Source organism: Pseudomonas haemolytica (genome assembly GCF_009659625.1).
In the GTDB taxonomy this organism is placed as follows: Bacteria; Pseudomonadota; Gammaproteobacteria; order Pseudomonadales; family Pseudomonadaceae; genus Aquipseudomonas; species Aquipseudomonas haemolytica.
Genome location: NZ_VOIW01000001.1, coordinates 240,567 through 261,779 on the forward strand (window position 1 = coordinate 240,567; position 21,213 = coordinate 261,779).

Below are 21,213 nucleotides of genomic sequence, written 5' to 3' on the forward strand. Positions count from 1 at the left end.
CTGGAGAGCGCCATGTCCGCTGATCTCGAGCATATCCGTCAAATCATGCACGAGGCTGACTGCCTGTACACCGAAGCGCAAGTCGAAGCAGCGATCGCCAAGGTAGGCGAGCACATCACCCGTGAAATGGCCGATACCAACCCCGTGGTCTTCTGCGTGATGAACGGTGGCCTGATCTTCGCCGGTAAATTGCTCACCCATCTGCAATTCCCATTGGAAGCTTCTTACCTGCACGCCACCCGCTATCGCAACGAAACCAGCGGCGGCGACCTGTTCTGGAAAGCCAAGCCGGAAGTCTCGTTCATCGACCGCGACGTGCTGATCATCGATGACATCCTCGATGAAGGTCACACCCTGGGCGCGATCATCGACTTCTGCAAACACGCCGGCGCACGTAAAGTGCACACTGCCGTGCTGATCGACAAAGACCACGACCGCAAGGCCCGTCCTGAGCTGAAAGCCGATTTTGTCGGGTTGCCGTGTGTGGACCGCTATATCTTTGGTTATGGCATGGACTACAAGGGCTACTGGCGTAACGCCAATGGCATCTTTGCTGTCAAAGGCATGTAAGCCCGGCCATTTTCGTCGCTTCCGAAGCCACCGCCCCGCAGGTAAACTGCGTTTCCCGTGTAAATGTCTGCAGGCTGGAGTCGGTAATGCGTAAAGATAAGAAACAGGTGATTGGCGACGAGATCGGTGACGACCAAATCAAGTTGTTCCTGGACTTCGAGCCGGTTGATGCGACTTCGCCGTCCCTGCACAAACTGATCAAGGCTTATCGCGGCCTGCGTATCGACGACTTCGAGCGGTTCCTGGGCTTTTTCAAGGACGCCGGCCTGGATCTGGATGGCAAGGACGAGCATGGTCAGACCTTCGTTGAGCTGATCAAGGACCAGCGCAACGCCGCCGAGTACATCGAGCTGATCGACAACGCCCGCGGCTGATTATCCGAGACATAAAAAACGCCCCGTTCTCATGCTGAGAGCGGGGCGTTTTTTATTGTAGCCAGACCTCAAGCGTAGCTTTGGGTCTCGCTGCTTTGCTCAACCAATTCCAGGCTGATGTTGTTCTGCGTGTTGATCTTGCGATACAGCTCGGCATCAGTCTCGAGGATCTTTTCCCGGGCCGGGAAGATCTCGTGCAGCTTGGTCGCCCATTCACCGGCAGTTTTCTGCGGGAAGCAGCGCTCAATCAGCTCGAGCATGATCGACACGGTGACCGAAGCGCCTGGGGACGCGCCCAGCAGCGCCGCAAGCGAACCATCCTTGGCCGCCACCAACTCGGTACCGAATTGCAGCACGCCGCCTTTTTTCGGGTCTTTCTTGATGATCTGCACCCGCTGGCCGGCCACCTCCAGGCGCCAGTCTTCGGCTTTTGCTTCAGGGTAGAAACGGCGCAGGGATTCCAGGCGCTGCTCCATGGACTGCCGTACTTCGCTGACCAGGTACTTGGTCAGGTCCATGTTGTCGCGGGCCACGGCCAGCATCGGGCCAATGTTACCGGCGCGAATCGACATCGGCAGGTCAAGGAACGAGCCGTGCTTGAGGAACTTGGTGGTGAAGCCGGCGTATGGCCCGAACAGCAGGGATTTCTTGCCATCCACCACGCGGGTATCCAGGTGCGGCACCGACATCGGTGGCGAACCCACGGCAGCCTGGCTATAAACCTTGGCCTGATGCTGCTTGACCACTTCCGGGTTGTCGCAACGCAGCCACTGGCCGCTGACCGGAAAGCCGCCAAAACCTTTGCTTTCTTCAATGCCCGAGGCTTGCAGCAGCGGCAGCGCCGCACCGCCGGCGCCGAGGAATACGAACTTGGCATCGACGTCACGGCTGTTGCCGCTGTTGACGTCCTTGATGCTCACGGTCCAGCCGGCACCGTTGCGCTTGAGGCCGGTGACGCGCTTGCAGTACTTGACCTGTGCGTCCGGCGAACTGGTCAGGTGGCTGAGCAACTGATTGGTCAGTGCACCGAAGTTGACGTCAGTGCCGTTCATCACGCGAGTGGCGGCGATTTTTTCGTCGAGAGGACGGCCCGGCATCATCAGCGGCATCCATTCGGCCATTTCGCTGCGGTCTTCGGTGTAGTGCATGTCCGAAAACGCGTGGTGCTGGCTGAGGGTCTCAAAGCGCTTCTTGAGGAAGGACACACCTTTTTCGCCCTGTACGAAGCTCAGGTGCGGGACCGGGCTGATGAATGATTTGGACGAGCCAAAGGTGCCCTTCTTGGTCAGGTACGCCCAGAACTGCTTCGAAACCTCGAACTGGGTGTTGATGTGCACAGCTTTCTTGATGTCGATGGAGCCATCGGCGGCCTGCGGCGTGTAGTTCAGCTCACACAGCCCGGCGTGGCCGGTACCGGCGTTGTTCCACGGATTGGAACTCTCCGCGGCACCCGAATCCATCAGCTCAACGACTTCCAGCTTGAGGCCGGGGTCGAGCTCTTTGAGCAGTACGGCCAGGGTGGCACTCATGATGCCGGCCCCTACCAGAACTACGTCGACTGCTTCGTTATGCGCCATTTAACGCGTCTCCAAAATCTGCAGCACCAAATTGACGGCATGGCTGCCAGGAGTGACGGGGCGGTTCACGTGTTGCCCCAGGTTACCCATGGCCAGGATCGCCATGTCCGATTCGCAATTCTTTGCAACTTCAGCACACGCTTCCTGCCGGGCTAATCTGCCTATGAACGCATTCATAGGCCCCTGTGGCAATTCGACTTATGGTCAAAGCGTGCGATTCGTGCAACCAATCCGTAGCGGACAGGCTCAAGCTCCAATTTTTGAGGAATGCTCGATCCTGTGTAATTGGGCTGCCCCAGACGCTGATGGTGCTTGTACAAACGCCAAACTATTCATTTGCTCGCCACACTCTTGTGAAGTTGTGAAAACCCGTTTTTTCACGCTCTTTTGAAGACGTGAACCTCAAAAAAGGGCTGCCCCTACCTGGCACCTGGCCCGCGAACCTCTGCCGACACGCGGCAAAACGGGCAAACAACTCAAGTGGCCGAGCGCAATGGCAGCTCTGGCAGATTCGATAAAGACGGGGTGGTTTGCAAAGGAAACAGCAAGCACGCCAGCTTCACTCGATCTGTGTGGGCGGCTCTCTGTGGGCGATTTGGGGGCTAATGCCGAGGCATTAACGATGCTGCGAGGCCCGATCAGGAGACGTCCTTATAATCGGGGGGAGATTGTAGCGAAGAACGCCAAGGAAATGGGCGTGTTTTATGACTTTAATTAGGACCTCGGTCAGGAGACCAACGCTTGCCGGTGTCGTGCGCGAAAAACCTGTGGGCTGACTCGAGCGCTGGCTGGCAGTGGGCGGTGCATCCAGCCCAGGTGAATCTCTGTTACTTCTACCCAGCCCTCACCGACGGGCGGCAGGCTGCACTGCTTGAATGCCAGGCAATGGCCGTGGGCATCGAGCAGGGCGAAGTGGCGGCGAGGGGCGTGTGACATGAACAGTGTCTTGAGAAGGCGCATGGCTGTGTACCTATTGCGTTACATGCTTGAAGGTTGCCAGTGTGGCATGACACTGGGGTGACGAATTTATGCGAATTTGTAATTTGCACATGGCTTCAGCCGCCGTTCAGGATCGCTGGTGAGTGGCGCGCGTGCACCGTTATACTGGCGACCTGTCTGCACCTAGTCCTGGAGAAATGAGTATGTTGCAACGCCTGTTGTTCGGTTTGATCACTGTGACCAGTTTGACCCTGGTTGGCTGCGCCAACAGCCCGCAACAACTCAGTCCGCAACCTAAAGTCAGTGCGCCGTTGGCCGCCGTAGGCCATGGCCAGCCGGTGTCGGTACGGGTGGTGGACGGTCGTCCGTCGCCGACCCTGGGTTCGCGTGGCGGCCTGTATCCGGAGACTGCACTGATTTCGGTGACCGGCCAGGATGTGCTGCCCAAGTTGCAGGCCCAGGCTGAAGCCGCCGTGCGCTTGCTGGGCTTTACCCCGACCAATTCCCCAGGTGTGCCGCAACTGACCGTGACCCTGGCCGAACTGAAATATCAGTCGCCCAAAGAGGGGCTGTATGTGACTGAAGCTTCCATTGGTGCGACCTTCAAGTCCGACGTCAGCGCCGGTACCCGTCGCTACAGTGGCCGCTACGCTGCCTCGCTCAACCAGCGCTTCGGTATGTCGCCCAACCAGGAAACCAACACCAAGCTGGTCAGCGACGTGCTCAGTGATGCCCTGACCCGTCTGTTCAAGGACCCAAGCATCGGCCAATTGCTCAGTTCGCAATAAGCTGTTCACAAAAAACCGGGCTCATCGCTGAGCCCGGTTTTTTTATGCCTGTGGTTTGGTCATGCCGCCGTATCGACATAAAAGTCCAGCACACTCACGCCAGTGAGCCCATCCAGCTCCGGCAGGTCGGCATGCTGGTGCCCGCCGAGGGCGCAATACACCAGCCAGTGGCGGTCCTGGACATTGAATGCGAGGCCGCCGATCAGCGCCTCTTGCTCATCGCTTGGGGCGATCAGATACAGCCGATCCTGGTTTTGCGCATGCAACATGACAAGCTCCTCAAGCGTCGAAGGGCAACAGAGTGGCTTGTTAAGGTGACGTTCAGGTGACGCTGTAAATTACTCGATACATTAGCCGTTAAGGGGAAGGGAGTATCAAAGGCGCAGGAGGCGACTATCGTTCAGCTTTGTATCTGGACTGATACCCGAACACTGATCCGCCGAGGTTTGCGATGGCGCTGCCCGCACTGTTCATCAATGCTGTTGCCCTGTTGGTTGCCTGCTTGGGGGCAGCGCTGCTGTTCATTACCCGCTTGCTCGAACAGCGAGCGCTCGCTGATCTGACCGCCCAAAGCGAAGACCGCGCAATCGACCAGCCGATGTTGTTTCTGGATGTGCGCACCGAGCGGTCGCAACGTCTGGCTTACCGCGTCGGGTTCGCCTGCCTTGGCCTGGCCCTGGCCGTCTCCTGGCTCAGCACCCACCTCTAAAAACACTGAAGATTCAAATGTGGGAGGGGGCTTGCTCCCGATAGCGGTGGGTCAGATACAGTCAAGCTGACTGACACACTGCAATCGGGAGCAAGCCCCCTCCCACATTTTTGGATCAGTATTTACAGGGGAATTCCGGCCTTCACCCGATACTGATTGCGTACCGGCGTCGCATATTGCACCACCAGGTACGGGCGGTGTTCGGCCGGGCATTCATTCAGTCGCCGTTCCCATTCCGCCTTGGCCTTGGCCAGCTCATCGGCCGGGAACACCTCGGCGGCCTTGGGCACCTGCAGTTGCGGGTCGGCATCACTCCACTGCGCGTACGCCAGGTAATGCACCGGGAATAAGCGGTAACCGCCGAGGATCTGCCGATCCATTTCCACCGCCAGCAGCTTGGTATCTTCGAAGCGCTCGGTGATCGGCGGTGCGAAGTTCACGTGCACCCGGCCCTTGTAGCCGGTGATCCCCAGCGCAATGCTCACATCGTCCTCGCCCGGCGCCTTGGCGTAGGTGCCGGTGGTGGCGCGGATGAACAGCTCGCGGGCCTTGGCGGCGTCGCAGGGGTCGTACTCGTAGCTGATGGACACCGGCGTCAGGTTCAACGACTGGATCACCTCGGCAAACGGCTCGTCCTTGCGGCTGACGTGGAACATCTTGAGGATCGCCGATTCGGTGCGATCATCGCCGTCCTTGGCCCGGCCTTCGGCCTGGGCAATCCAGATCGACTGGCAGTCGTTGCGGATCGAATGGTTGATGTAGGCCGACAACAGGTTATAGGCCGCCATCTTCTCCTTCCGCCCGGTGATCGAACGGTGCACGATGAAGCTCTTGTTCAGGCGCATCAGGTCGCTGACAAACGGCTTTTGCAGCAGGTTGTCGCCGATGGCAATGCGTGGCGTCGGCAGGCCGGCGTGATACACGGCATAGTTGACGAAGGCAGGGTCCATCACGATGTCGCGATGGTTGGCCAAGAACAGATAGGCGGTGCCGGATTTCAGTTGCTCGACGCCGGTATAGGTCACGCCGTCGGTCGCCCGGTCAATGGTGTGGTCGACGTAATACTCGACTTTGTCTTGCAGCGTGGCCACGGTGGTGACGCCGGCAAACTCGCGGCGCAATTTGCGCGCGATCATCGGCTTGAGCAACCAGCCCAGGGCGCCGGCAAAGCGCGGGAAACGGAAGTGAGTCAGGATGTCCAGAAAGGCCTTGTCACTGAACAGACGCGCCAGCACTGCCGGGACTTCGCTGTCGTTGTAAGGTCGGATGGTATCGAATTCGCCCATCATGCTCTCTTGTTAGAAACGGCTAGGGTAAGTAAAGGGAATAGCAGGAGCGGCGTGAGTAAACTGGCTCAGCCGGAAATAGCCCTGTAAATAGACCGGCGATTATACGCACAAGTCACCTTGGAGACTGCGATGCTGGAAACTGCGCTGTACGATTGTCCTTATTGTGGCGAAGCGGTCGAGACAACGGTGGATTTGTCTGGTGGTGACCAGACCTATATAGAAGACTGCCAAGTGTGTTGCCGGCCGATCACATTCGACCTGCAAGTCCATGGCGACGAGTGGATGCTTGAAACCCGCAGCGAAAACGAATAATGCGTAGCGAGAACAAATAAAAAGGTACGCGCCCATGCAGCGAATCTACGAACCGGAAAACCTGATGGAAGGCGAGCTGCTGCAACAGATGCTTGCCAGTGAGGGCATCGAAGCGCACTTGGTGGGCCGCCATTTGCTCGGTGGCACCGGCGAGCTGCCGATCTTCGGCTTGCTCGGGCTGGAAGTCGACAACGATCAGGCTGCCAGCGCCCGCGAGCTGATCACGGCCTATATCGGCGCGCAACCGTTGCCTGGCGATGAACCTGACAGCTTCCCCGACGTATTGGTCTGTTAGGCTGTCGGTTGGTTTACCCAAGAGTCGTGTTGCCCCATGTGTGGACGTTATGCCCTGTTTCGCTGGAACCCTGCCTTTGCTGCCTTGCCCGGCTTCCCCGCCGACCAGCAGGCCCAGTGGAACATCTCTCCCAATGATTCGGTGCTGATCCAGCGCCTGAGCGAAGGCCAGCTCACCCTGGCCCGTGCGCGTTGGGGCCTCACGCCGCCCTGGCTCACAGACCTTTCCCGCACTCCGGCCCACGCCCGCGCCGAAACCCTGGCCGAGCAACCGATGTTCCGCGAGGCGTTCCGCCAGCGCCGCTGCCTGCTACCCGCCAATGGTTTCTATGAATGGCGCGGTACCCAACGCAAGCGCCCGTACTGGCTGACACCGGGGGAGGGCTCCACGTTGTTTTTTGCCGCGATCTGGGAAGCGTATCCAGTGCAGGAGCAAGTGTGGCTGAGTACGGCAGTCGTTACCCAGGCGGCGCAAAGTCAGCGGCGGCCGTTGATCCTGGATGCGGCAGGGCAGGCAGCCTGGCTCGACCCCGAGACGCCGCTGCACGTGTTGCAGGGCCTGCTGGCCGGCGAACCCGCCGCGTTGCGCGAGCGCGTGCTGGCCAATATGGTCAACGATCCGAAGCTCAATGGGCCGGAGTGCCTGACCCCAGCGTGAGCCGATGCCAACCGGGCCGTTCGCGCTGTGGGATATATCCGAGATTCAGCGGTTAAATGTCTGGTGTATCTGGCGCTGATACAAACGACCGCCTACGATACGCGCCATGTTTTCAGGGAGCGCGTTCATGAAGAAGTCATTGGCGGTAAGCGGTTTGGTTGCAGCGATGCTGCTGGCGGGTTGTCAGTCGGTTAATACCACCAGCGGTGGCGCCGTTGGGGTAGAGCGCAAGCAGTACATGTTCAGCATGCTGTCGAGTCAGGAAGTCGACCAGATGTATGCCCAGTCGTACCAGCAGACTCTGGGTGAAGCCAGCGGCAAGGGCATGGTGGACAAGACCAGTGCCAACGCCAAGCGCGTGCAGGCCATCGCCAAGCGTCTGATTGCCCAGGCGCCGACCTTCCGACCGGATGCGGCGCAGTGGAAGTGGGAAGTAAACCTGATCAAGAGCGACGAGATGAACGCCAACTGCGGGCCTGGCGGCAAGATCTTCGTGTACAGCGCATTGATCGATAACCTCAAGCTCACCGATGACGAGTTGGCCGCGGTAATGGGCCATGAAATCGCTCACGCCTTGCGCGAACACGGGCGTGAAGCCATGTCCAAGGCCTACGGCATCGAAATGGCCAAGCAGGGCGCCGGTGCGATATTCGGGCTTGGTCAGGACAGCCTGGCATTGGCTGACACAGTGGCTAACTACGGCATGACCTTGCCCAACAGCCGCAGCAACGAAAACGAAGCGGACCTGATCGGCCTGGAACTCTCGGCCCGCGCCGGCTACAACCCGAACGCGGCGATCACCCTGTGGAACAAGATGGCCAAGGCATCCGAAGGCGCACCGCCGGAATTCATGAGCACCCACCCGGCTTCCGACAGCCGCATCGCTTCGTTGCAGGCGGCCATTCCAAAGGTGATGCCGCTCTACCAACAGGCCAAGAAGTCATAAAACTTCAGCTATGAGTTTCAAGCCTCAAGCTGCAAGTTAGAAGCGTCACTGCTTCTTCTTGCTGCTTGAGGCATATGGCTTGCAGCTAGATCCAGCCACTGCTTTGCATGGCTTTGTAGACCGCCACGATCGCCAGTACAAAGAATGCCGTAGCGGCCAATCGACGAATCAAAGTCAGCGGCAGTTTCTCCGCCGCGAAATTCCCCGCCAGAACCACCGGTACGTTGGCAATCAACATGCCCAGGGTGGTGCCGATAATCACCAGCCACAGTTCCGGGTATTGCGCCGCCAGCATCACCGTGGCGATCTGGGTCTTGTCACCGATTTCGGCGAGGAAGAACGCGATCAAGGTGGTCAGGAACGGCCCGAACTTACGGGTGGTACTGGCTTCGTCATCATCGAGTTTGTCCGGTACCAGAGTCCACAGCGCCGTGGCGCAGAAGCTTGCGGCGAGGATCCAGTGCAGCACCGCGTCCGAGAAGAAACTTCCAAACCAGGCCCCTACGGCACCGGCAGCCGCATGGTTGGCCAGGGTCGCGGCAACGATACCGGCGATAATCGGCCAGGGTTTGCGAAAGCGTGCGGCAAGGATGAGCGCGAGCAGTTGCGTCTTGTCGCCGATTTCGGCCAAGGCAACGATTGCGGTAGGAACGAGTAATGAATCCAGCATCAGGTAGTTTCCAGGGGCGGGTCGACACGGCTATGACACGTACAGCCTTCCCGCCCCGGGTAAGGTGTGCGTGTCATAGGTCTTGTCAAACCCCGGTCCGTCTGTGCGGACTCCTGGGTCGCATACGCCATGGTCTGCTGACCAAGTATGTTGACGTATGCCGGACGAGCGTGACGCTCGTGGGAGACTACTCCCCTAGGACGGAGCGGATTCTGCCTAGGCAAAACCCATTCGGCAAGCCTTCTTTTTCAAACGCCCGTCAGGGGCGCTTGGCGCGGTAGATACGAAAGCCATTGCCTTCGGCCTTGATCGCACAGATGCCCAGATGCTCTTCGATCAGTGGCTGATACTTGAGGAAGCTGTTGGCCACCAAGCGAAGTTCGCCGCCTTTTGCCAGGTGTTTCGCCGCTTTTCGCAGCAAGTTTTCCGTGGCGAAATAATCGGTATGCACGCCGACGTGAAACGGTGGGTTGCTCAAGATCGCGTTCAAACCCATAGGCGCCGCGTCAATGCCATCACCGGTCAGCACCTCGGCTTCCAGGCCATTGGCAGCCAGGGTCAGGCGGCTGCTTGCGGCGGCGAACGCATCCACATCCAGCAGGGTCACCGTGTTATGCGGGTAGCGACGCTTGACCGCCGCGCCGAGTACGCCGGCGCCGCAACCGAAGTCGAGCAAATGCCCGCTGGGCAGCTTGTCCAGATGCTCCAGCAGCAGCTCGGTGCCGCGGTCCAGGCGCCCGTGGCTGAACACACCCGGCAAGCTCACCACCTTCAGCGGGCCTTCGGCCAGCGGTACATCGAAGACCTGCGCCAGGCTCTCCAGCTCCACCGCTTGCGGGGCGTTGGCCACGGTGACCTGCCACAGCTGGCAATGCCGCGCGTTATCCAGCTTGCGTGGCTTGCCGAAGGGGATCATTTGCTTGGCCGCGCTTTCGATACCGCCTTTTTTCTCGCCCACCAGAAACAGCTCGGCACCCGGCAGGCGTGCCGCCACGGCGTTGAGCAGGTAGTCGGTGAGGTCCTTGGACTTGGGCAGGAAGATGACTGCCGCATCGAACGCGCGGTCAGGCACATTCACGCCAAACTGGCTGCGCTCAGGAAAGCGTGCATCAAGCGCTGCCTGGTCGCCGGCATGCCAGCACCAGCCGTGGGCGTTGGGCAGGCGCCCGAGCAAATCGTCGGCGGGCAAACCTACGAGCAGCAGGTTGCCTTGAAAAAGTTCGGCCTGACGAAGCAGTACTTCACTGCGCGGATCCATGGTCTGCTCCTTGAAAAGGGGCGCAGTTTATCAACTCACAACGCGCAGCGGGGCGCCGCTGAAAAAGCCCCGGGCGTTTTCCGTCAGTTGGCCGACGATGCGCTGCCGTGCTTCGCGACTGCCCCAGGCGTTGTGAGGCGTGACGATCAAGCGTGGAATGTCATCGGCCAGCAGCGGATTGCCATTTACTGGCGGTTCGACACTCAACACGTCGGTCGCCGCGCCGCCCAGATGACCGTTGCGTAGCGCGTGGGCCAATGCCTGTTCATTGATCAAGCCGCCGCGTGCGGTGTTGACGATAAACGCGCCGGGCTTGAGCAGCGCCAATTCGCGGGCACCGATAAAGTCGCGGGTGTGTTCGTTGAGTGGGCAATGCAGGGTCAGCGCATCGACCTGGGCGAGCAACTCATCCAGTGGCACGCGGTCGGCGCGGGCAGGGCGCCCGGGTATCGCGCCCAGCATCACGCGCATGCCGAAGGCTTCGGCCAGGCGCGCCACGGCACTGCCCAGTTCACCATGGCCGAGCAGGCCGAGGGTTTTGCCCTCCAGCTCGACAATCGGGTGGTCCAGAAGGCAGAACTGTTTGGCCTGTTGCCATTTGCCAGCGGCTACATCCCGCTGGTAGTCGTTCAGGCGCGTCGCCAGGTTGAGCAACAGCATGATCGTATGCTGCGCCACCGACGGCGTGCCATAACCCTGGCAGTTGCTGACGGTAATGCCATGGGCGCGTGCGGCTTCGAGGTCGATATTGTTGGTGCCGGTGGCTGATACCAGGATCAGCTTGAGCTCCGGGCAGGCCGCCAGGGTTTGAGCCGTTAGCGGGATTTTGTTGCTGATCGCGACGTGGGCGCCTTGCACGCGTTCCACCACATTTTGCGGCGTGGTCTGCTCAAACAATTGCAGGTCGCTGAAGCATGCTCGCAAACCGCTGAGGTCGAGGTCTCCCAGGTCCAGGGAGGGATGATCAAGGAAGACGGCGCGGCGATTGTTCATTATCAACTGTACCTTTTGCGACGAGGTTCGAAGGCGTAATCTGCCGAGCCTATCAGATGAAATAATCAGTTACTTAATGGAGTGAGCATGTACGTCGCCGAGTTTTTGACCGTAGCCTTGATTCACTTGTTGGCGGTGGCCAGCCCCGGCCCGGATTTCGCCGTGGTGGTGCGTGAAAGTGTGACCCACGGTCGTCGCGCCGGGACCTGGACGGCCCTGGGCGTCGGCACGGCGATTTTCGTGCATGTGGGTTATTCGTTGCTGGGTATCGGCTTGATCGTGTCCCAGTCCATCGTGCTGTTCAACGCATTGAAATGGGCGGCGGCGGCCTACCTGTTGTATATCGGCTTCAAAGCCCTGCGCGCCCAGCCGGCCAAGCCTGTCGCCGAGGGCGAGTTGCACCGTGAAGCCGGCGAGCGCACGCCACGCGGTGCATTTACCGCAGGCTTTGTGACCAACGGGTTGAACCCCAAGGCTACGCTGTTCTTCCTGTCGCTGTTCACCGTGGTGATCAACCCGCACACACCGCTGGCGGTACAGGCGGGTTATGGCGTGTACCTGGCGGTGGCGACGGCGTTGTGGTTCTGCATGGTGGCCATGCTATTCAGCCAGCAGCGCGTACGCGCCGGGTTTGCGCGGATGGGGCACTGGTTTGATCGGACCATGGGCGCGGTGCTGATTGCGATTGGGGTGAAGTTGGCGTTTACCAGCATGAAGTAACGCTTCCAACTTAAGTGGGTACGGTCCAAATGTGGGAGGGGGCTTGCTCCCGATTGCGGTGTTTCAGCCAAGTATTCATCAGCTGATCCACCGCAATCGGGAGCAAGCCCCCTCCCACATTAGATTTCCATGAGCCGAAGATACTGGCGCAAAGCCAGTATTTGCTGGGCCCTGCAAATCATTCCTTTGGCTGATTTGGCTGAAACATAAGCCCTCTACAGTGCAGGTCTTCAAGCCAAGACCGTGCAGTCATTAAAGGGATTCTTATGTTGCAGACCCGTGTTATCCCGCCCGCCGAAGGTGCGTACCAATACCCGCTGTTGATCAAACGCCTGCTGATGTCCGGGACGCGCTACGAGAAGACCCGGGAAATCGTCTACCGCGACAAGCTGCGCTACACCTACCCGACGCTGATCGAGCGCGTCGCGCGCCTGGCCAATGTGTTGACCGCCGCCGGGGTCAAGGCCGGTGACACCGTGGCCGTGATGGACTGGGACAGCCACCGTTACCTGGAGTGTATGTTCGCCATCCCGATGATCGGCGCGGTAATCCACACCATCAACGTGCGCCTGTCGCCGGAACAGATTCTCTACACCATGAACCACGCCGAAGACCGCTTTGTGCTGGTCAACAGTGAGTTCCTGGGGCTCTACCAGGCCATTGCCGGGCAACTGACCACGGTCGACAAGACGTTGTTGATTACCGATGGTGACACCAAGACTGCCGAGCTACCCAACCTGGTCGGTGAGTACGAAACCCTGCTGGCTGCCGCCAGCCCCAAGTACGACTTCGAGGATTTCGACGAAAATTCCGTCGCCACCACCTTCTACACCACAGGCACCACCGGCAATCCCAAGGGGGTGTATTTCACCCATCGTCAACTGGTGCTGCACTCCATTGGCGTGGCGATGATCATGGGCAGCGTCGACAGCGTGCGCCTGCTGGGCACCAACGATGTGTACATGCCGATCACGCCGATGTTCCACGTACACGCCTGGGGCCTGCCGTATGTGGCGACCATGCTCGGCTTGAAGCAGGTCTACCCCGGCCGCTACGACCCCGAATACCTGGTGGAGCTGTGGCGCAAGGAGAAGGTCACCTTCTCCCACTGTGTGCCGACCATCCTGCAAATGGTGCTCAACGCCAAGGCTGCCCAGGGTGTGGATTTTGGCGGTTGGAAAATCGTTATCGGCGGTAGCGCGCTTAACCGCTCGCTGTACGAAGCGGCCAAGGCCCGTGGCATTCAACTGACCGCCGCGTACGGCATGTCCGAAACCGGGCCGTTGGTGTCCTGTGCGCATCTCAATGAAGAGCTGATGGCCGGCAGCGAAGATGAACGCACTACCTATCGCATCAAGGCTGGCGTGCCAGGGCCGTTGGTGGAGGCGGCGATCATGGACATGGACGGCAACTTCCTGCCCGCCGATGGCGAATCCCAAGGCGAGTTGGTACTGCGTGCACCTTGGCTTACCGAGGGGTATTACAACGAGCCTCAGAAGGGCGCCGAGCTGTGGGCTGGTGGCTGGTTGCACACCGGTGACGTGGCCACGCTGGATGCGTTCGGCGTGATCGATATCCGCGACCGCATCAAGGATGTGATCAAGACCGGGGGGGAATGGATCTCGTCCCTGGCCCTGGAAGACCTGGTCAGCCGCCACCCGGCGGTCCGCGAAGTCGCGGTGGTGGGCATTGCCGACCCGCAGTGGGGCGAGCGCCCGTTCGCCTTGCTAGTGGTGCATGAGGGGCACGCAATCGGTGCGCGGGAGCTTAAGGAACACCTCAAGCCTTTCGTCGAACAGGGCCACTTGAGCAAGTGGGCGATTCCGAGCCAGATCGCCGTTGTTACTGAAATTCCCAAGACCAGTGTAGGAAAACTCGACAAAAAACGTATCCGAATCGACATCATCGAATGGCAGGCCAACAACAGCACCTTCCTGTCCACACTCTAATGCCCCTCGCCGCGCCCGTTCGGGCGCGGCAATGCTCTATCTTGCGGCTCTACTTGTGATTTACCGAATTTCAGCCATCCTTCTCGCGCCGGCCTTTGTCGGCGTGGCGAAAGGGTTGTGGCAGACGGGTTGGTGATGCAAATCACACTTTAGAGGGATCAAGCGATACCCCCCGCTGGCTATAGTCCCATCCAGAGTTTTTCAAGGATGTTGTGCTTCGGGCCATGGGGGCCCGGTTGTCGTGCGGCATTGGAATCGTTGTATTCCGGCCGTTACATGCATCCAGCCGCAGAACTCACTGCCATAACAATAAAATGCACATGGAGTAGCGTCGATGACCTCAGTAAACCAGTTCTGGCGCCGGGCAAGACTGCCTCTGGCCGTCAGTCTCGCTTCTACGCTCGCCGGGCCCGCATTCGGCGTCAGTTTCAACATTGGTGAGATCGAAGGGAGTTTTGACTCGTCGCTCTCCGTCGGGGCCAGTTGGTCCACGGCCAAGCCCAACCGCGACTTGATCGGTGCCAACAACGGAGGCAAGGGCCTGTCCCAGACTTCCGATGACGGTCATCTGAACTTCAAGCGCGGCGAGACGTTCTCGAAGATCTTCAAGGGCATCCACGACCTGGAACTGAAGTACGGCGACACCGGCGTGTTTGTGCGTGGCAAGTACTGGTATGACTTTGAGCTCAAGGACGAAAGCCGTCCGTTCAAGGACATCAGCGACAACAACCGCAAAGAGGGCGCCAAGTCTTCGGGCGGGCAGATCCTCGATGCGTTCATCTACCACAACTACTCGATCGCCGATGCGCCGGGCTCCGTGCGTTTTGGTAAACAAGTGGTGAGCTGGGGTGAAAGTACCTTCATCGGCGGCGGCATCAACTCCATCAATCCGATCGACGTGTCAGCGTTCCGTCGTCCGGGCGCCGAGATCAAGGAAGGCTTGATCCCGGTCAACATGTTCTATGTGTCCCAGACGCTCACCGACAACCTGTCGGCCGAAGCGTTTTATCAACTGGAGTGGGACCAGACCGTCACTGATAACTGCGGCACCTTCTTCTCACAGCCTGACGTGATCTCCGATGGTTGCAGCAATAACCTGCGCGTATTGAACAAGCGCTCGACCATTCCGGGCGCGGCACTGCCGACCCTGAATGCCCTGGGTGTGGACGTTAACAGCGAAGGTGTACTGGTGCGGCGTGGGCCGGACCGTGATGCACGGGACAGCGGCCAGTTCGGCGTGGCCATGCACTACAACTTCGAGCCGCTGGATACCGAGTTCGGCGCTTACTTCATGAACTACCACAGCCGTGCGCCGATCTTCAGTGCGCAGGGTGCGCCGTCTTCGGCCTATACCCGTCCGCTGGGGCCGCTGGCCGCCTTGCGTCCGCTGATCGTGGCCGGCAGTTCGAACTACTTCGTCGAGTACCCGGAAGATATTCGTCTCTACGGCTTGAGCTTCTCCACCACGCTGCCTACCGGCACTGCCTGGAGTGGTGAATTGAGCTACCGGCCGAATGCTCCGGTGCAGTTGAGCACCACCGACATCCTGTTCGCCGGTGTGACGCCGATCCCGGGCTATGGTAATGCTTCTGTGCTCAAAGGTTCGCCGGGCCAGGACCTGCATGGCTACAACCGCAAGGAAGTAACCCAGTTCCAGACCACCTTCACGCACTTCTTCGACCAAGTCATGGGCGCCAGCCGCCTGACTACCGTGGGTGAAATTGGCGTGACCCATGTGGGTGGGCTGGAAAGCAAATCCCAGGCGCGTTATGGCCGCGATCCAGTGTTCGGCCCAGGCACCTTGCCGGGTGGCTTCTGCAACGCGCTTAACAATTCGACCGCTACCGGCGCGGGCCTGCCCAACGCTGCCGGCCTGAACACCAACTGCAATAACGACGGCTACACCACCGCAACGTCCTGGGGCTACCGCGCCCGTGCCATCTGGGAATACCCGGACGTGTTCGCTGGCGTCAACCTCAAGCCCAACGTGGCCTGGTCCCATGACGTCAAAGGTTACTCGCCAGGCCCTGGCGGCAACTTTGAAGAAGGTCGCAAGGCCGTCAGCCTGGGCCTGGATGCCGAATACCAGAACACCTACACCGCGAGCCTGGCCTACACCAACTTCTTTGGTGGCAAGTTCAGCACCGTGGATGACCGCGACTTCGTCGCGTTGAGCTTCGGCGCCAACTTCTAAGCACACTCTTTTCAAGTGGTATGTATTCAGGAAGACCAGAGTATGAAAATAACTAAAAGTCTGTTGCACGTGGGTGTGCTTGGGCTGTCGATCCTGGCGAGCAACGTCATGGCGGCAGTCTCGGCGGATGAAGCCGCCAAGCTCGGCACGACCCTGACCCCGATGGGCGCCGAGATGGCCGGCAACGCGGCCGGTACCATCCCTAAATGGTCGCCAATGCCGACCAACGCCGGCGCGGTGGATGCCCGTGGCTTCCTGGCCAACCCGTATGCCAGCGAACAACCGCAGTTCACCATCACCGCGCAGAACGTCGAGCAGTACAAAGACAAGCTGGCCCCGGGGCAGTACGCGATGTTCAAGCGCTACCCGGACAGCTTCAAGATGCCGGTCTACCCGACACATCGCGGTGCCACCGTGCCGGCTGATGTGTTTGCCTCGATCAAGAAGAATGCCACCACCACCAACCTGGTGTCCGGCGGCAACGGCCTGGAAAACTTCGAGACCGCCGTACCGTTTCCGATTCCCAAGAGCGGTGTCGAAGTCATCTGGAACCACATCACCCGTTATCGCGGCGGCAGCGTGACTCGCCTGGTCACCCAGGCCACACCGCAAACCAACGGCTCCTATAGCCTGGTGTACTTCCGCGACCAGTTCGTGTTCCGCGACAAAATGAAGGACTTCGACCCGAAAAACCCAGGCAACGTGCTGTTCTACTTCAAGCAGCAAGTCACCGCGCCGGCACGCCTGGCCGGTGGTGTACTGCTGGTGCACGAAACCCTGGACCAGGTGAAGGAACCGCGTTCGGCGTGGGTCTACAACGCCGGCCAGCGCCGCGTGCGCCGGGCGCCGCAAGTGTCCTATGACGGGCCGGGTACTGCCGCCGATGGCCTGCGCACTTCCGACAACCTCGACATGTACAACGGTGCGCCGGATCGCTACGACTGGAAGCTGGAAGGCAAGAAAGAAATCTACATCGCCTCCAACAGCTACAAGCTCGACGATCCCAAGCTCAAGTACGCCGACATCATCAAGGCCGGCCACATCAACCAGGATCTGGCGCGCTATGAATTGCGCCGTGTCTGGCACGTAGTCGCCACCTTGAAGGAGGGCCAGCGCCACATCTACGCCAAGCGTGACTTCTTCATCGACGAAGACACCTGGCAAGCCGCGGTGATCGACCACTACGACGGCCGTGGCCAACTTTGGCGCGTCGCCGAAGCCCATGCCGAGAACTACTACGACAAGCAAGTGCCGTGGTACGCCGTGGAAACCCTCTACGACCTGCAGTCCGGCCGCTACCTGGCCCTGGGCATGAAGAACGAAGAGAAGCAGGCTTATGACTTCGGCTTCACCGCCACCACCAGCGATTTCACCCCGGCGGCCCTGCGCCAGGACGGTGTTCGCTAACCTGCACGAGTGACTCAATGTGGGAGGGGGCTTGCTCCCGATAGCGGTGTGACAGTCAACGCATGCATTGACTGATCCGCCTCTATCGGGAGCAAGCCCCCTCCCACTTTTTGTATGTGCTGTCTGTAGGGATATTTTTTGTCGCAGTTCTTTTTCAGCCAATTGTTGCAAAGATCTACAATCCCGCCGCTTTTACCGCTAGTCTGCGGACATCTGCAATGCCGACAACAGCCTTCTACAAGAGCCCGGCGATGACTGATCTGTCCCGAATCCAAGCGCCTGCCAGGGTGGTGATCCCCACCCTGGAAGGTCGTTTCTACAGGCCGCCATTGCCTGACGGCTACGTGCTGCGCCCGCGCCTGTGCGAACGGCTGAATGCCGGCTTGGACGGGCGACTGTTGCTGGTCTGCGCACCCGCGGGGTTCGGCAAGAGTTCGTTGGCGGTGGAGTTCTGCCAGGGCCTGCCAGCCCATTGGCGAAGCCTCTGGCTGGGCCTGAGCCCACGGGACAGCGACCCCGGGCGCTTCCTGGAACGGCTGCTGGATGGCTTGCAGCAATATTTCCCGCAACTCGGCGCCCAATCCCTCGGCTTGCTGAAAATGCGCCAGCGTCATCAACCCTTTGCCTTCGAAGAATGGCTGGATGGCTTGCTCGATGAGCTGGCGGTCCAGCTGTCGCCGCGCTTGCCTTTATTGCTGGTGCTGGATGACTACCACCTCGCCCAGGGCCCGGTGCTGGATCGCTGCCTGCAGTTTTTTCTCAATCATCTGCCCGATGGCCTTGTGGTCCTTGTTACCAGCCGGCAGCGCCCCGACTGGCACCTGGCGCGCCTGCGCCTGTCGCGGCACCTGCTGGAACTGCATGAGCAAGACCTGCGCCTGACCCACGACGAATCCCTGGCCGTGCTGGATGGGCACAGCAGTGCGTTGCGCGGCGAGGCGTTGGAAAACCTGATCCGCCGTAGCGAGGGCTGGGTCGCCGGCCTGCGCTTCTGGTTGTTGGCGGCTTCCGAAGCTGGCGGTAATGACGGTGCCTTGCCCCAGAGCCTGCATGGTGGCGAAGGGTTGATTCGCGATTACCTGCTGGAAGAAGTCATCGACTGCCTGCCTGCCGAAGTGCAAGCGTTCCTGTACGACACCGCCCCTCAGGAGCGTTTTTGCAGCGAGTTGTGTGACGCCGTGCGCGAAGCCCATGACAGCGCGGAAATCTTGCGCTATTTGCAGGCTCATCAAGTATTTCTGGTGCCTTTGGATGACCAAGGCCACTGGTACCGCTATCACCACTTGTTTTCCGACCTGCTGCGCACCCGCCGCGAGAAGAGTGCCATCTTGCCGCCTGCCAGTTTGCACTTGCGTGCCTGCCGCTGGTTCAACGCCCAGGGCTTGATCGACGAGGCGGTGGAGCAGGCGCTGCGGGCCGGCCACCTGGATGTGGCAGCGAACCTGGTACAGAACCTGTCCGAAGAGCAACTGTTGGCGGAGCAGAACGTCGGCATGCTACTGCGCTGGAAGATGGACTTGCCCGACAGCCTGCTGATCAGCACGCCGCGTTTGATCGTGCTGTACAGCTGGGCGCTGGGGCTGGCGTGTCAATTGGATGCGGCGCAGGAGCTGTCCAGCTACCTCAGTCGTTTCCTGCCGGCGCCATCGGCCACTGCGCAAAAATCCATGCTGGCCCAATGGCTGGCGCTGAGCGGGATCATTGCCCGTGGGCGCGGGGATCGCGAATTGACCCAGCGCTATTGCAACGAGGCGTTGGAAAGCTTGCCGCAGAAGCGTTACGGCCAGCGTCTTATGTGCCTGTCGACCCTGTCCAACCTGGCGATTGTCGATGCCGACCTGTGGCGCGCCCGTGGCCTGAACCGCGAGTCCCTGGAGCTGGCGCAGCGCGTCGGCAACCCGCTGTTTGAAGCCTTGGCCCATTACGATCGTGCCCGGGTGCTGCAGGCGCGCGGCGAGATCCTGCGCTCCCTGGACGAAGTGCGCCAGGGTCTGGAGCGCCTGCACGGCTTGGCCCCCCAGCGCCTATATGCCGTGCGCGCGCGGTTGTCGCTGTACGAAGGCTATTTGCTGCTGGCGCGTTGCCAGCCCGAAGCCGGTCTTGCGCGTTTGCGCGCCGGCCTTACCGAAGCCCGCGCCTGCCGGGATATCAGTGTGCTGATCGGGCATTGTGTGATTGCCAACTTCGAAGGGCGGCGCGGCGACTTTTCCAGTGCCTTTGCCGAGTTGGCCGAGGCTGAGCGCTTGATGCATATCTGGGACGTGCCGCCGATCTACTACCTGGCGATGATCACCCTGATCAAATGCGAACTGTGGCTGGCCCAGGGGCGCACTGACCTGGCCGACGCCTGGCTGACCCGGCTGGGGCAGACCTACAACGGCGAGCACGCTGCCGCCGCCCCGGAGTTTCATCCGCACCTGCCGCAACATATCGAGCTGCAACAAGCCGCACTGGATGCCACGCGCCATCAGCCTGACAGCGCACTGCAACGTTTGGAGGCTCTGGCGCAGCAGGCCCAAAGCAGCGGGCGCCAGATGATTGCCCTGATGGCCTTGACCCAGCAGGCTCAGCTGCTGCTGGAGTGCGGTCAGGAGGCCACGGCCAGGTTGGTATTGACCCGCGCTCTTGAAGCCGGCTCGGGGGGCGCGCTGCAGCCGTTCCAACGGTTGCTGGAGGGTCACCCAGGCTGGATGCGCGAGCAGTTGGGCAAGGATACCCATGGCCTGCTGAACCAGAGCCTGCTGGCGCTGCTACCCCAAGCCAGCGTGGCCCAGACCTCGGCGCATCACGAAACCCTGAGCACCCGAGAGTTGGCGGTGCTGCAACTGATTGCCCAAGGGTGTTCAAACCAGGAAATCAGCAACCAGCTGTTTATCTCCCTGCACACGGTGAAGACCCACGCCAGCCATATCAACAGCAAGCTCGGCGTGGAGCGACGAACCCAGGCGGTGGCGCGAGCCAAGTCCATGGGCTTGCTGGCCTGAGACCGTCGCCATTCATTGCGCAGTGGGGCAGCCTTTGAGTGACGTGTCGACGGTTTGATTGATCAGCGCCGCGAAACGCTTGAGGTTGTTCTGGTGCGCTACCACCAAGTCGTCAATGCTCGGCCCTGCGGGTGACTGCAATGTGCTGCGGCAGGTCAGGGCCGGGCGATCGCCATTGACCTGCCTGAGGCGCCAGCGCACGTCGAGCAACGCGTACTGCCCGGGTACCGAGTCAAAGCGCTGTACTTCCACGCGCAAGGTCACCGCTTGCCGGGGATTGCTGTTGGCCAGTTGATCCACCAACGCGCTCCTCAGCTCATCGGCGAGGCTGGCGGCCCACCACTGGGTTTCAAGAATCGCCAACCCACTGTCGCCCTGGCGAACGACTATCTGTGCGCGGTCGACCTGGGGCGGCACGCTGATGCTTTCGATGCGCACACCGCCGGCATCCGCTCGTGAGCTGCTACTCCAGTGCGCCGGGGTCAGGGTGTGGAAGGCGATGGGTTCACTGCGACACGCCGCGAGCAGCAGCAGGGTGGTCAGCAGCGTGATCTTCAACGGCAATGTCATGGCGGCTCCAGG

General features: G+C 60.3%; 21 protein-coding genes and 1 riboswitch. Of the genes, 13 read left to right on the forward strand and 8 right to left on the reverse strand.

The annotated features are described in order from the left end of the window. Positions 1–12 precede the first annotated feature (12 nt). On the forward strand, positions 13–570 hold the full coding sequence (locus FRT59_RS01185) for a hypoxanthine-guanine phosphoribosyltransferase (RefSeq protein WP_005784869.1): 558 nt from the start codon (positions 13–15) through the stop codon (positions 568–570). A gap of 86 nt (positions 571–656) precedes the next feature. Further along, complete coding sequence (locus FRT59_RS01190; RefSeq protein WP_034118134.1) at positions 657–944, forward strand: PA4642 family protein; 288 nt, start codon at positions 657–659, stop codon at positions 942–944. A 68-nt stretch (positions 945–1,012) separates the two neighbouring features. On the opposite strand, the gene mqo is transcribed toward FRT59_RS01190, so the two are convergent. Both mqo and FRT59_RS01205 read right to left on the reverse strand, forming a co-directional pair. After that, positions 1,013–2,521 carry a malate dehydrogenase (quinone) gene (gene mqo, locus FRT59_RS01195; RefSeq protein ID WP_153870195.1) on the reverse strand — a complete coding sequence of 503 codons (1,509 nt, stop codon included), beginning with the start codon at positions 2,519–2,521 and terminating at the stop codon, positions 1,013–1,015. Between the two features lie 726 nt (positions 2,522–3,247). Beyond that, complete coding sequence (locus tag FRT59_RS01205) at positions 3,248–3,481, reverse strand: hypothetical protein (protein WP_080752933.1); 234 nt, start codon at positions 3,479–3,481, stop codon at positions 3,248–3,250. 182 nt (positions 3,482–3,663) lie between these two features. Between FRT59_RS01205 and FRT59_RS01210 the strand changes: the two genes are divergently transcribed. After that, entirely contained in the window at positions 3,664–4,248 is a 585-nt protein-coding gene (locus tag FRT59_RS01210) for a YajG family lipoprotein (RefSeq protein WP_034118137.1), read from the forward strand. 59 nt (positions 4,249–4,307) lie between these two features. Here FRT59_RS01210 and FRT59_RS01215 read toward each other — a convergent pair whose 3' ends face one another. Beyond that, positions 4,308–4,517: a hypothetical protein gene (locus tag FRT59_RS01215; RefSeq protein ID WP_153870197.1), complete on the reverse strand. Its 210-nt coding sequence runs from the start codon at positions 4,515–4,517 to the stop codon at positions 4,308–4,310. A gap of 182 nt (positions 4,518–4,699) precedes the next feature. Between FRT59_RS01215 and FRT59_RS01220 the strand changes: the two genes are divergently transcribed. Continuing rightward, positions 4,700–4,957, forward strand: a complete 258-nt coding sequence (locus FRT59_RS01220) for a hypothetical protein (RefSeq protein WP_153870198.1) — start codon at positions 4,700–4,702, stop codon at positions 4,955–4,957. 122 nt (positions 4,958–5,079) lie between these two features. On the opposite strand, the gene FRT59_RS01225 is transcribed toward FRT59_RS01220, so the two are convergent. Beyond that, on the reverse strand, positions 5,080–6,243 hold the full coding sequence (locus tag FRT59_RS01225) for a 1-acyl-sn-glycerol-3-phosphate acyltransferase (RefSeq protein ID WP_198809557.1): 1,164 nt from the start codon (positions 6,241–6,243) through the stop codon (positions 5,080–5,082). A gap of 132 nt (positions 6,244–6,375) precedes the next feature. Between FRT59_RS01225 and FRT59_RS01230 the strand changes: the two genes are divergently transcribed. The 4 genes from FRT59_RS01230 (at position 6,376) to FRT59_RS01245 (ending at position 8,456) form a co-directional block, all read left to right on the forward strand. Continuing rightward, positions 6,376–6,558, forward strand: coding sequence for a CPXCG motif-containing cysteine-rich protein (locus tag FRT59_RS01230; RefSeq protein WP_034118142.1), 183 nt, complete (start codon positions 6,376–6,378; stop codon positions 6,556–6,558). A 34-nt stretch (positions 6,559–6,592) separates the two neighbouring features. Continuing rightward, positions 6,593–6,853, forward strand: a complete 261-nt coding sequence (locus FRT59_RS01235) for a putative signal transducing protein (RefSeq protein ID WP_003188624.1) — start codon at positions 6,593–6,595, stop codon at positions 6,851–6,853. A gap of 36 nt (positions 6,854–6,889) precedes the next feature. Beyond that, the gene (locus tag FRT59_RS01240) at positions 6,890–7,510 is read left to right on the forward strand and encodes an SOS response-associated peptidase (RefSeq protein ID WP_034118144.1); all 621 of its coding nucleotides are present in this window, start codon (positions 6,890–6,892) and stop codon (positions 7,508–7,510) included. A 127-nt stretch (positions 7,511–7,637) separates the two neighbouring features. Continuing rightward, entirely contained in the window at positions 7,638–8,456 is an 819-nt protein-coding gene (locus FRT59_RS01245; protein ID WP_153870199.1) for a M48 family metallopeptidase, read from the forward strand. Between the two features lie 85 nt (positions 8,457–8,541). On the opposite strand, the gene FRT59_RS01250 is transcribed toward FRT59_RS01245, so the two are convergent. The 3 genes from FRT59_RS01250 to FRT59_RS01260 form a co-directional block, all read right to left on the reverse strand. Next, positions 8,542–9,126 (reverse strand): TMEM165/GDT1 family protein, encoded by a 585-nt coding sequence (locus FRT59_RS01250; protein WP_005784895.1) that lies wholly within the window; start codon positions 9,124–9,126, stop codon positions 8,542–8,544. An 87-nt stretch (positions 9,127–9,213) separates the two neighbouring features. After that, a riboswitch (yybP-ykoY riboswitch) is annotated at positions 9,214–9,335 on the reverse strand. A gap of 50 nt (positions 9,336–9,385) precedes the next feature. Further along, positions 9,386–10,384: a methyltransferase gene (locus FRT59_RS01255; protein WP_034118146.1), complete on the reverse strand. Its 999-nt coding sequence runs from the start codon at positions 10,382–10,384 to the stop codon at positions 9,386–9,388. A 30-nt stretch (positions 10,385–10,414) separates the two neighbouring features. Further along, positions 10,415–11,377 carry a 2-hydroxyacid dehydrogenase gene (locus FRT59_RS01260; protein ID WP_153870200.1) on the reverse strand — a complete coding sequence of 321 codons (963 nt, stop codon included), beginning with the start codon at positions 11,375–11,377 and terminating at the stop codon, positions 10,415–10,417. A gap of 87 nt (positions 11,378–11,464) precedes the next feature. Between FRT59_RS01260 and FRT59_RS01265 the strand changes: the two genes are divergently transcribed. The 5 genes from FRT59_RS01265 (at position 11,465) to FRT59_RS01285 (ending at position 20,631) form a co-directional block, all read left to right on the forward strand. Then, a complete protein-coding gene (locus FRT59_RS01265) occupies positions 11,465–12,097 on the forward strand; it encodes a LysE family translocator (protein ID WP_153870201.1) in 633 nt (210 codons plus the stop codon). A gap of 266 nt (positions 12,098–12,363) precedes the next feature. Then, positions 12,364–14,046: a fatty acid--CoA ligase gene (locus tag FRT59_RS01270; RefSeq protein ID WP_034118148.1), complete on the forward strand. Its 1,683-nt coding sequence runs from the start codon at positions 12,364–12,366 to the stop codon at positions 14,044–14,046. 334 nt (positions 14,047–14,380) lie between these two features. After that, positions 14,381–16,240 carry a DUF1302 domain-containing protein gene (locus tag FRT59_RS01275; protein ID WP_153870202.1) on the forward strand — a complete coding sequence of 620 codons (1,860 nt, stop codon included), beginning with the start codon at positions 14,381–14,383 and terminating at the stop codon, positions 16,238–16,240. Positions 16,241–16,282: 42 nt separating this feature from the next. After that, positions 16,283–17,647 (forward strand): DUF1329 domain-containing protein, encoded by a 1,365-nt coding sequence (locus FRT59_RS01280; protein WP_034118150.1) that lies wholly within the window; start codon positions 16,283–16,285, stop codon positions 17,645–17,647. Between the two features lie 251 nt (positions 17,648–17,898). Continuing rightward, positions 17,899–20,631 (forward strand): winged helix-turn-helix domain-containing protein, encoded by a 2,733-nt coding sequence (locus tag FRT59_RS01285; protein WP_153870203.1) that lies wholly within the window; start codon positions 17,899–17,901, stop codon positions 20,629–20,631. Positions 20,632–20,643: 12 nt separating this feature from the next. On the opposite strand, the gene FRT59_RS01290 is transcribed toward FRT59_RS01285, so the two are convergent. Continuing rightward, a complete protein-coding gene (locus FRT59_RS01290; protein ID WP_153870677.1) occupies positions 20,644–21,201 on the reverse strand; it encodes a PqiC family protein in 558 nt (185 codons plus the stop codon). Between the last annotated feature and the right edge of the window lie 12 nt (positions 21,202–21,213).

What these genes read in the sequence shown, in the direction of transcription:
- FRT59_RS01185 (WP_005784869.1), top strand. Translation starts at nt 13, where the DNA reads ATGTCCGCTGATCTCGAGCATATCCGTCAAATCATGCACGAGGCTGAC.
- FRT59_RS01190 (WP_034118134.1), top strand. Translation starts at nt 657, where the DNA reads ATGCGTAAAGATAAGAAACAGGTGATTGGCGACGAGATCGGTGACGAC.
- mqo (WP_153870195.1), bottom strand. Translation starts at nt 2,521, where the DNA reads ATGGCGCATAACGAAGCAGTCGACGTAGTTCTGGTAGGGGCCGGCATC.
- FRT59_RS01205 (WP_080752933.1), bottom strand. Translation starts at nt 3,481, where the DNA reads ATGCGCCTTCTCAAGACACTGTTCATGTCACACGCCCCTCGCCGCCAC.
- FRT59_RS01210 (WP_034118137.1), top strand. Translation starts at nt 3,664, where the DNA reads ATGTTGCAACGCCTGTTGTTCGGTTTGATCACTGTGACCAGTTTGACC.
- FRT59_RS01215 (WP_153870197.1), bottom strand. Translation starts at nt 4,517, where the DNA reads ATGTTGCATGCGCAAAACCAGGATCGGCTGTATCTGATCGCCCCAAGC.
- FRT59_RS01220 (WP_153870198.1), top strand. Translation starts at nt 4,700, where the DNA reads ATGGCGCTGCCCGCACTGTTCATCAATGCTGTTGCCCTGTTGGTTGCC.
- FRT59_RS01225 (WP_198809557.1), bottom strand. Translation starts at nt 6,243, where the DNA reads ATGGGCGAATTCGATACCATCCGACCTTACAACGACAGCGAAGTCCCG.
- FRT59_RS01230 (WP_034118142.1), top strand. Translation starts at nt 6,376, where the DNA reads ATGCTGGAAACTGCGCTGTACGATTGTCCTTATTGTGGCGAAGCGGTC.
- FRT59_RS01235 (WP_003188624.1), top strand. Translation starts at nt 6,593, where the DNA reads ATGCAGCGAATCTACGAACCGGAAAACCTGATGGAAGGCGAGCTGCTG.
- FRT59_RS01240 (WP_034118144.1), top strand. Translation starts at nt 6,890, where the DNA reads ATGTGTGGACGTTATGCCCTGTTTCGCTGGAACCCTGCCTTTGCTGCC.
- FRT59_RS01245 (WP_153870199.1), top strand. Translation starts at nt 7,638, where the DNA reads ATGAAGAAGTCATTGGCGGTAAGCGGTTTGGTTGCAGCGATGCTGCTG.
- FRT59_RS01250 (WP_005784895.1), bottom strand. Translation starts at nt 9,126, where the DNA reads ATGCTGGATTCATTACTCGTTCCTACCGCAATCGTTGCCTTGGCCGAA.
- FRT59_RS01255 (WP_034118146.1), bottom strand. Translation starts at nt 10,384, where the DNA reads ATGGATCCGCGCAGTGAAGTACTGCTTCGTCAGGCCGAACTTTTTCAA.
- FRT59_RS01260 (WP_153870200.1), bottom strand. Translation starts at nt 11,377, where the DNA reads ATGAACAATCGCCGCGCCGTCTTCCTTGATCATCCCTCCCTGGACCTG.
- FRT59_RS01265 (WP_153870201.1), top strand. Translation starts at nt 11,465, where the DNA reads ATGTACGTCGCCGAGTTTTTGACCGTAGCCTTGATTCACTTGTTGGCG.
- FRT59_RS01270 (WP_034118148.1), top strand. Translation starts at nt 12,364, where the DNA reads ATGTTGCAGACCCGTGTTATCCCGCCCGCCGAAGGTGCGTACCAATAC.
- FRT59_RS01275 (WP_153870202.1), top strand. Translation starts at nt 14,381, where the DNA reads ATGACCTCAGTAAACCAGTTCTGGCGCCGGGCAAGACTGCCTCTGGCC.
- FRT59_RS01280 (WP_034118150.1), top strand. Translation starts at nt 16,283, where the DNA reads ATGAAAATAACTAAAAGTCTGTTGCACGTGGGTGTGCTTGGGCTGTCG.
- FRT59_RS01285 (WP_153870203.1), top strand. Translation starts at nt 17,899, where the DNA reads ATGACTGATCTGTCCCGAATCCAAGCGCCTGCCAGGGTGGTGATCCCC.
- FRT59_RS01290 (WP_153870677.1), bottom strand. Translation starts at nt 21,201, where the DNA reads ATGACATTGCCGTTGAAGATCACGCTGCTGACCACCCTGCTGCTGCTC.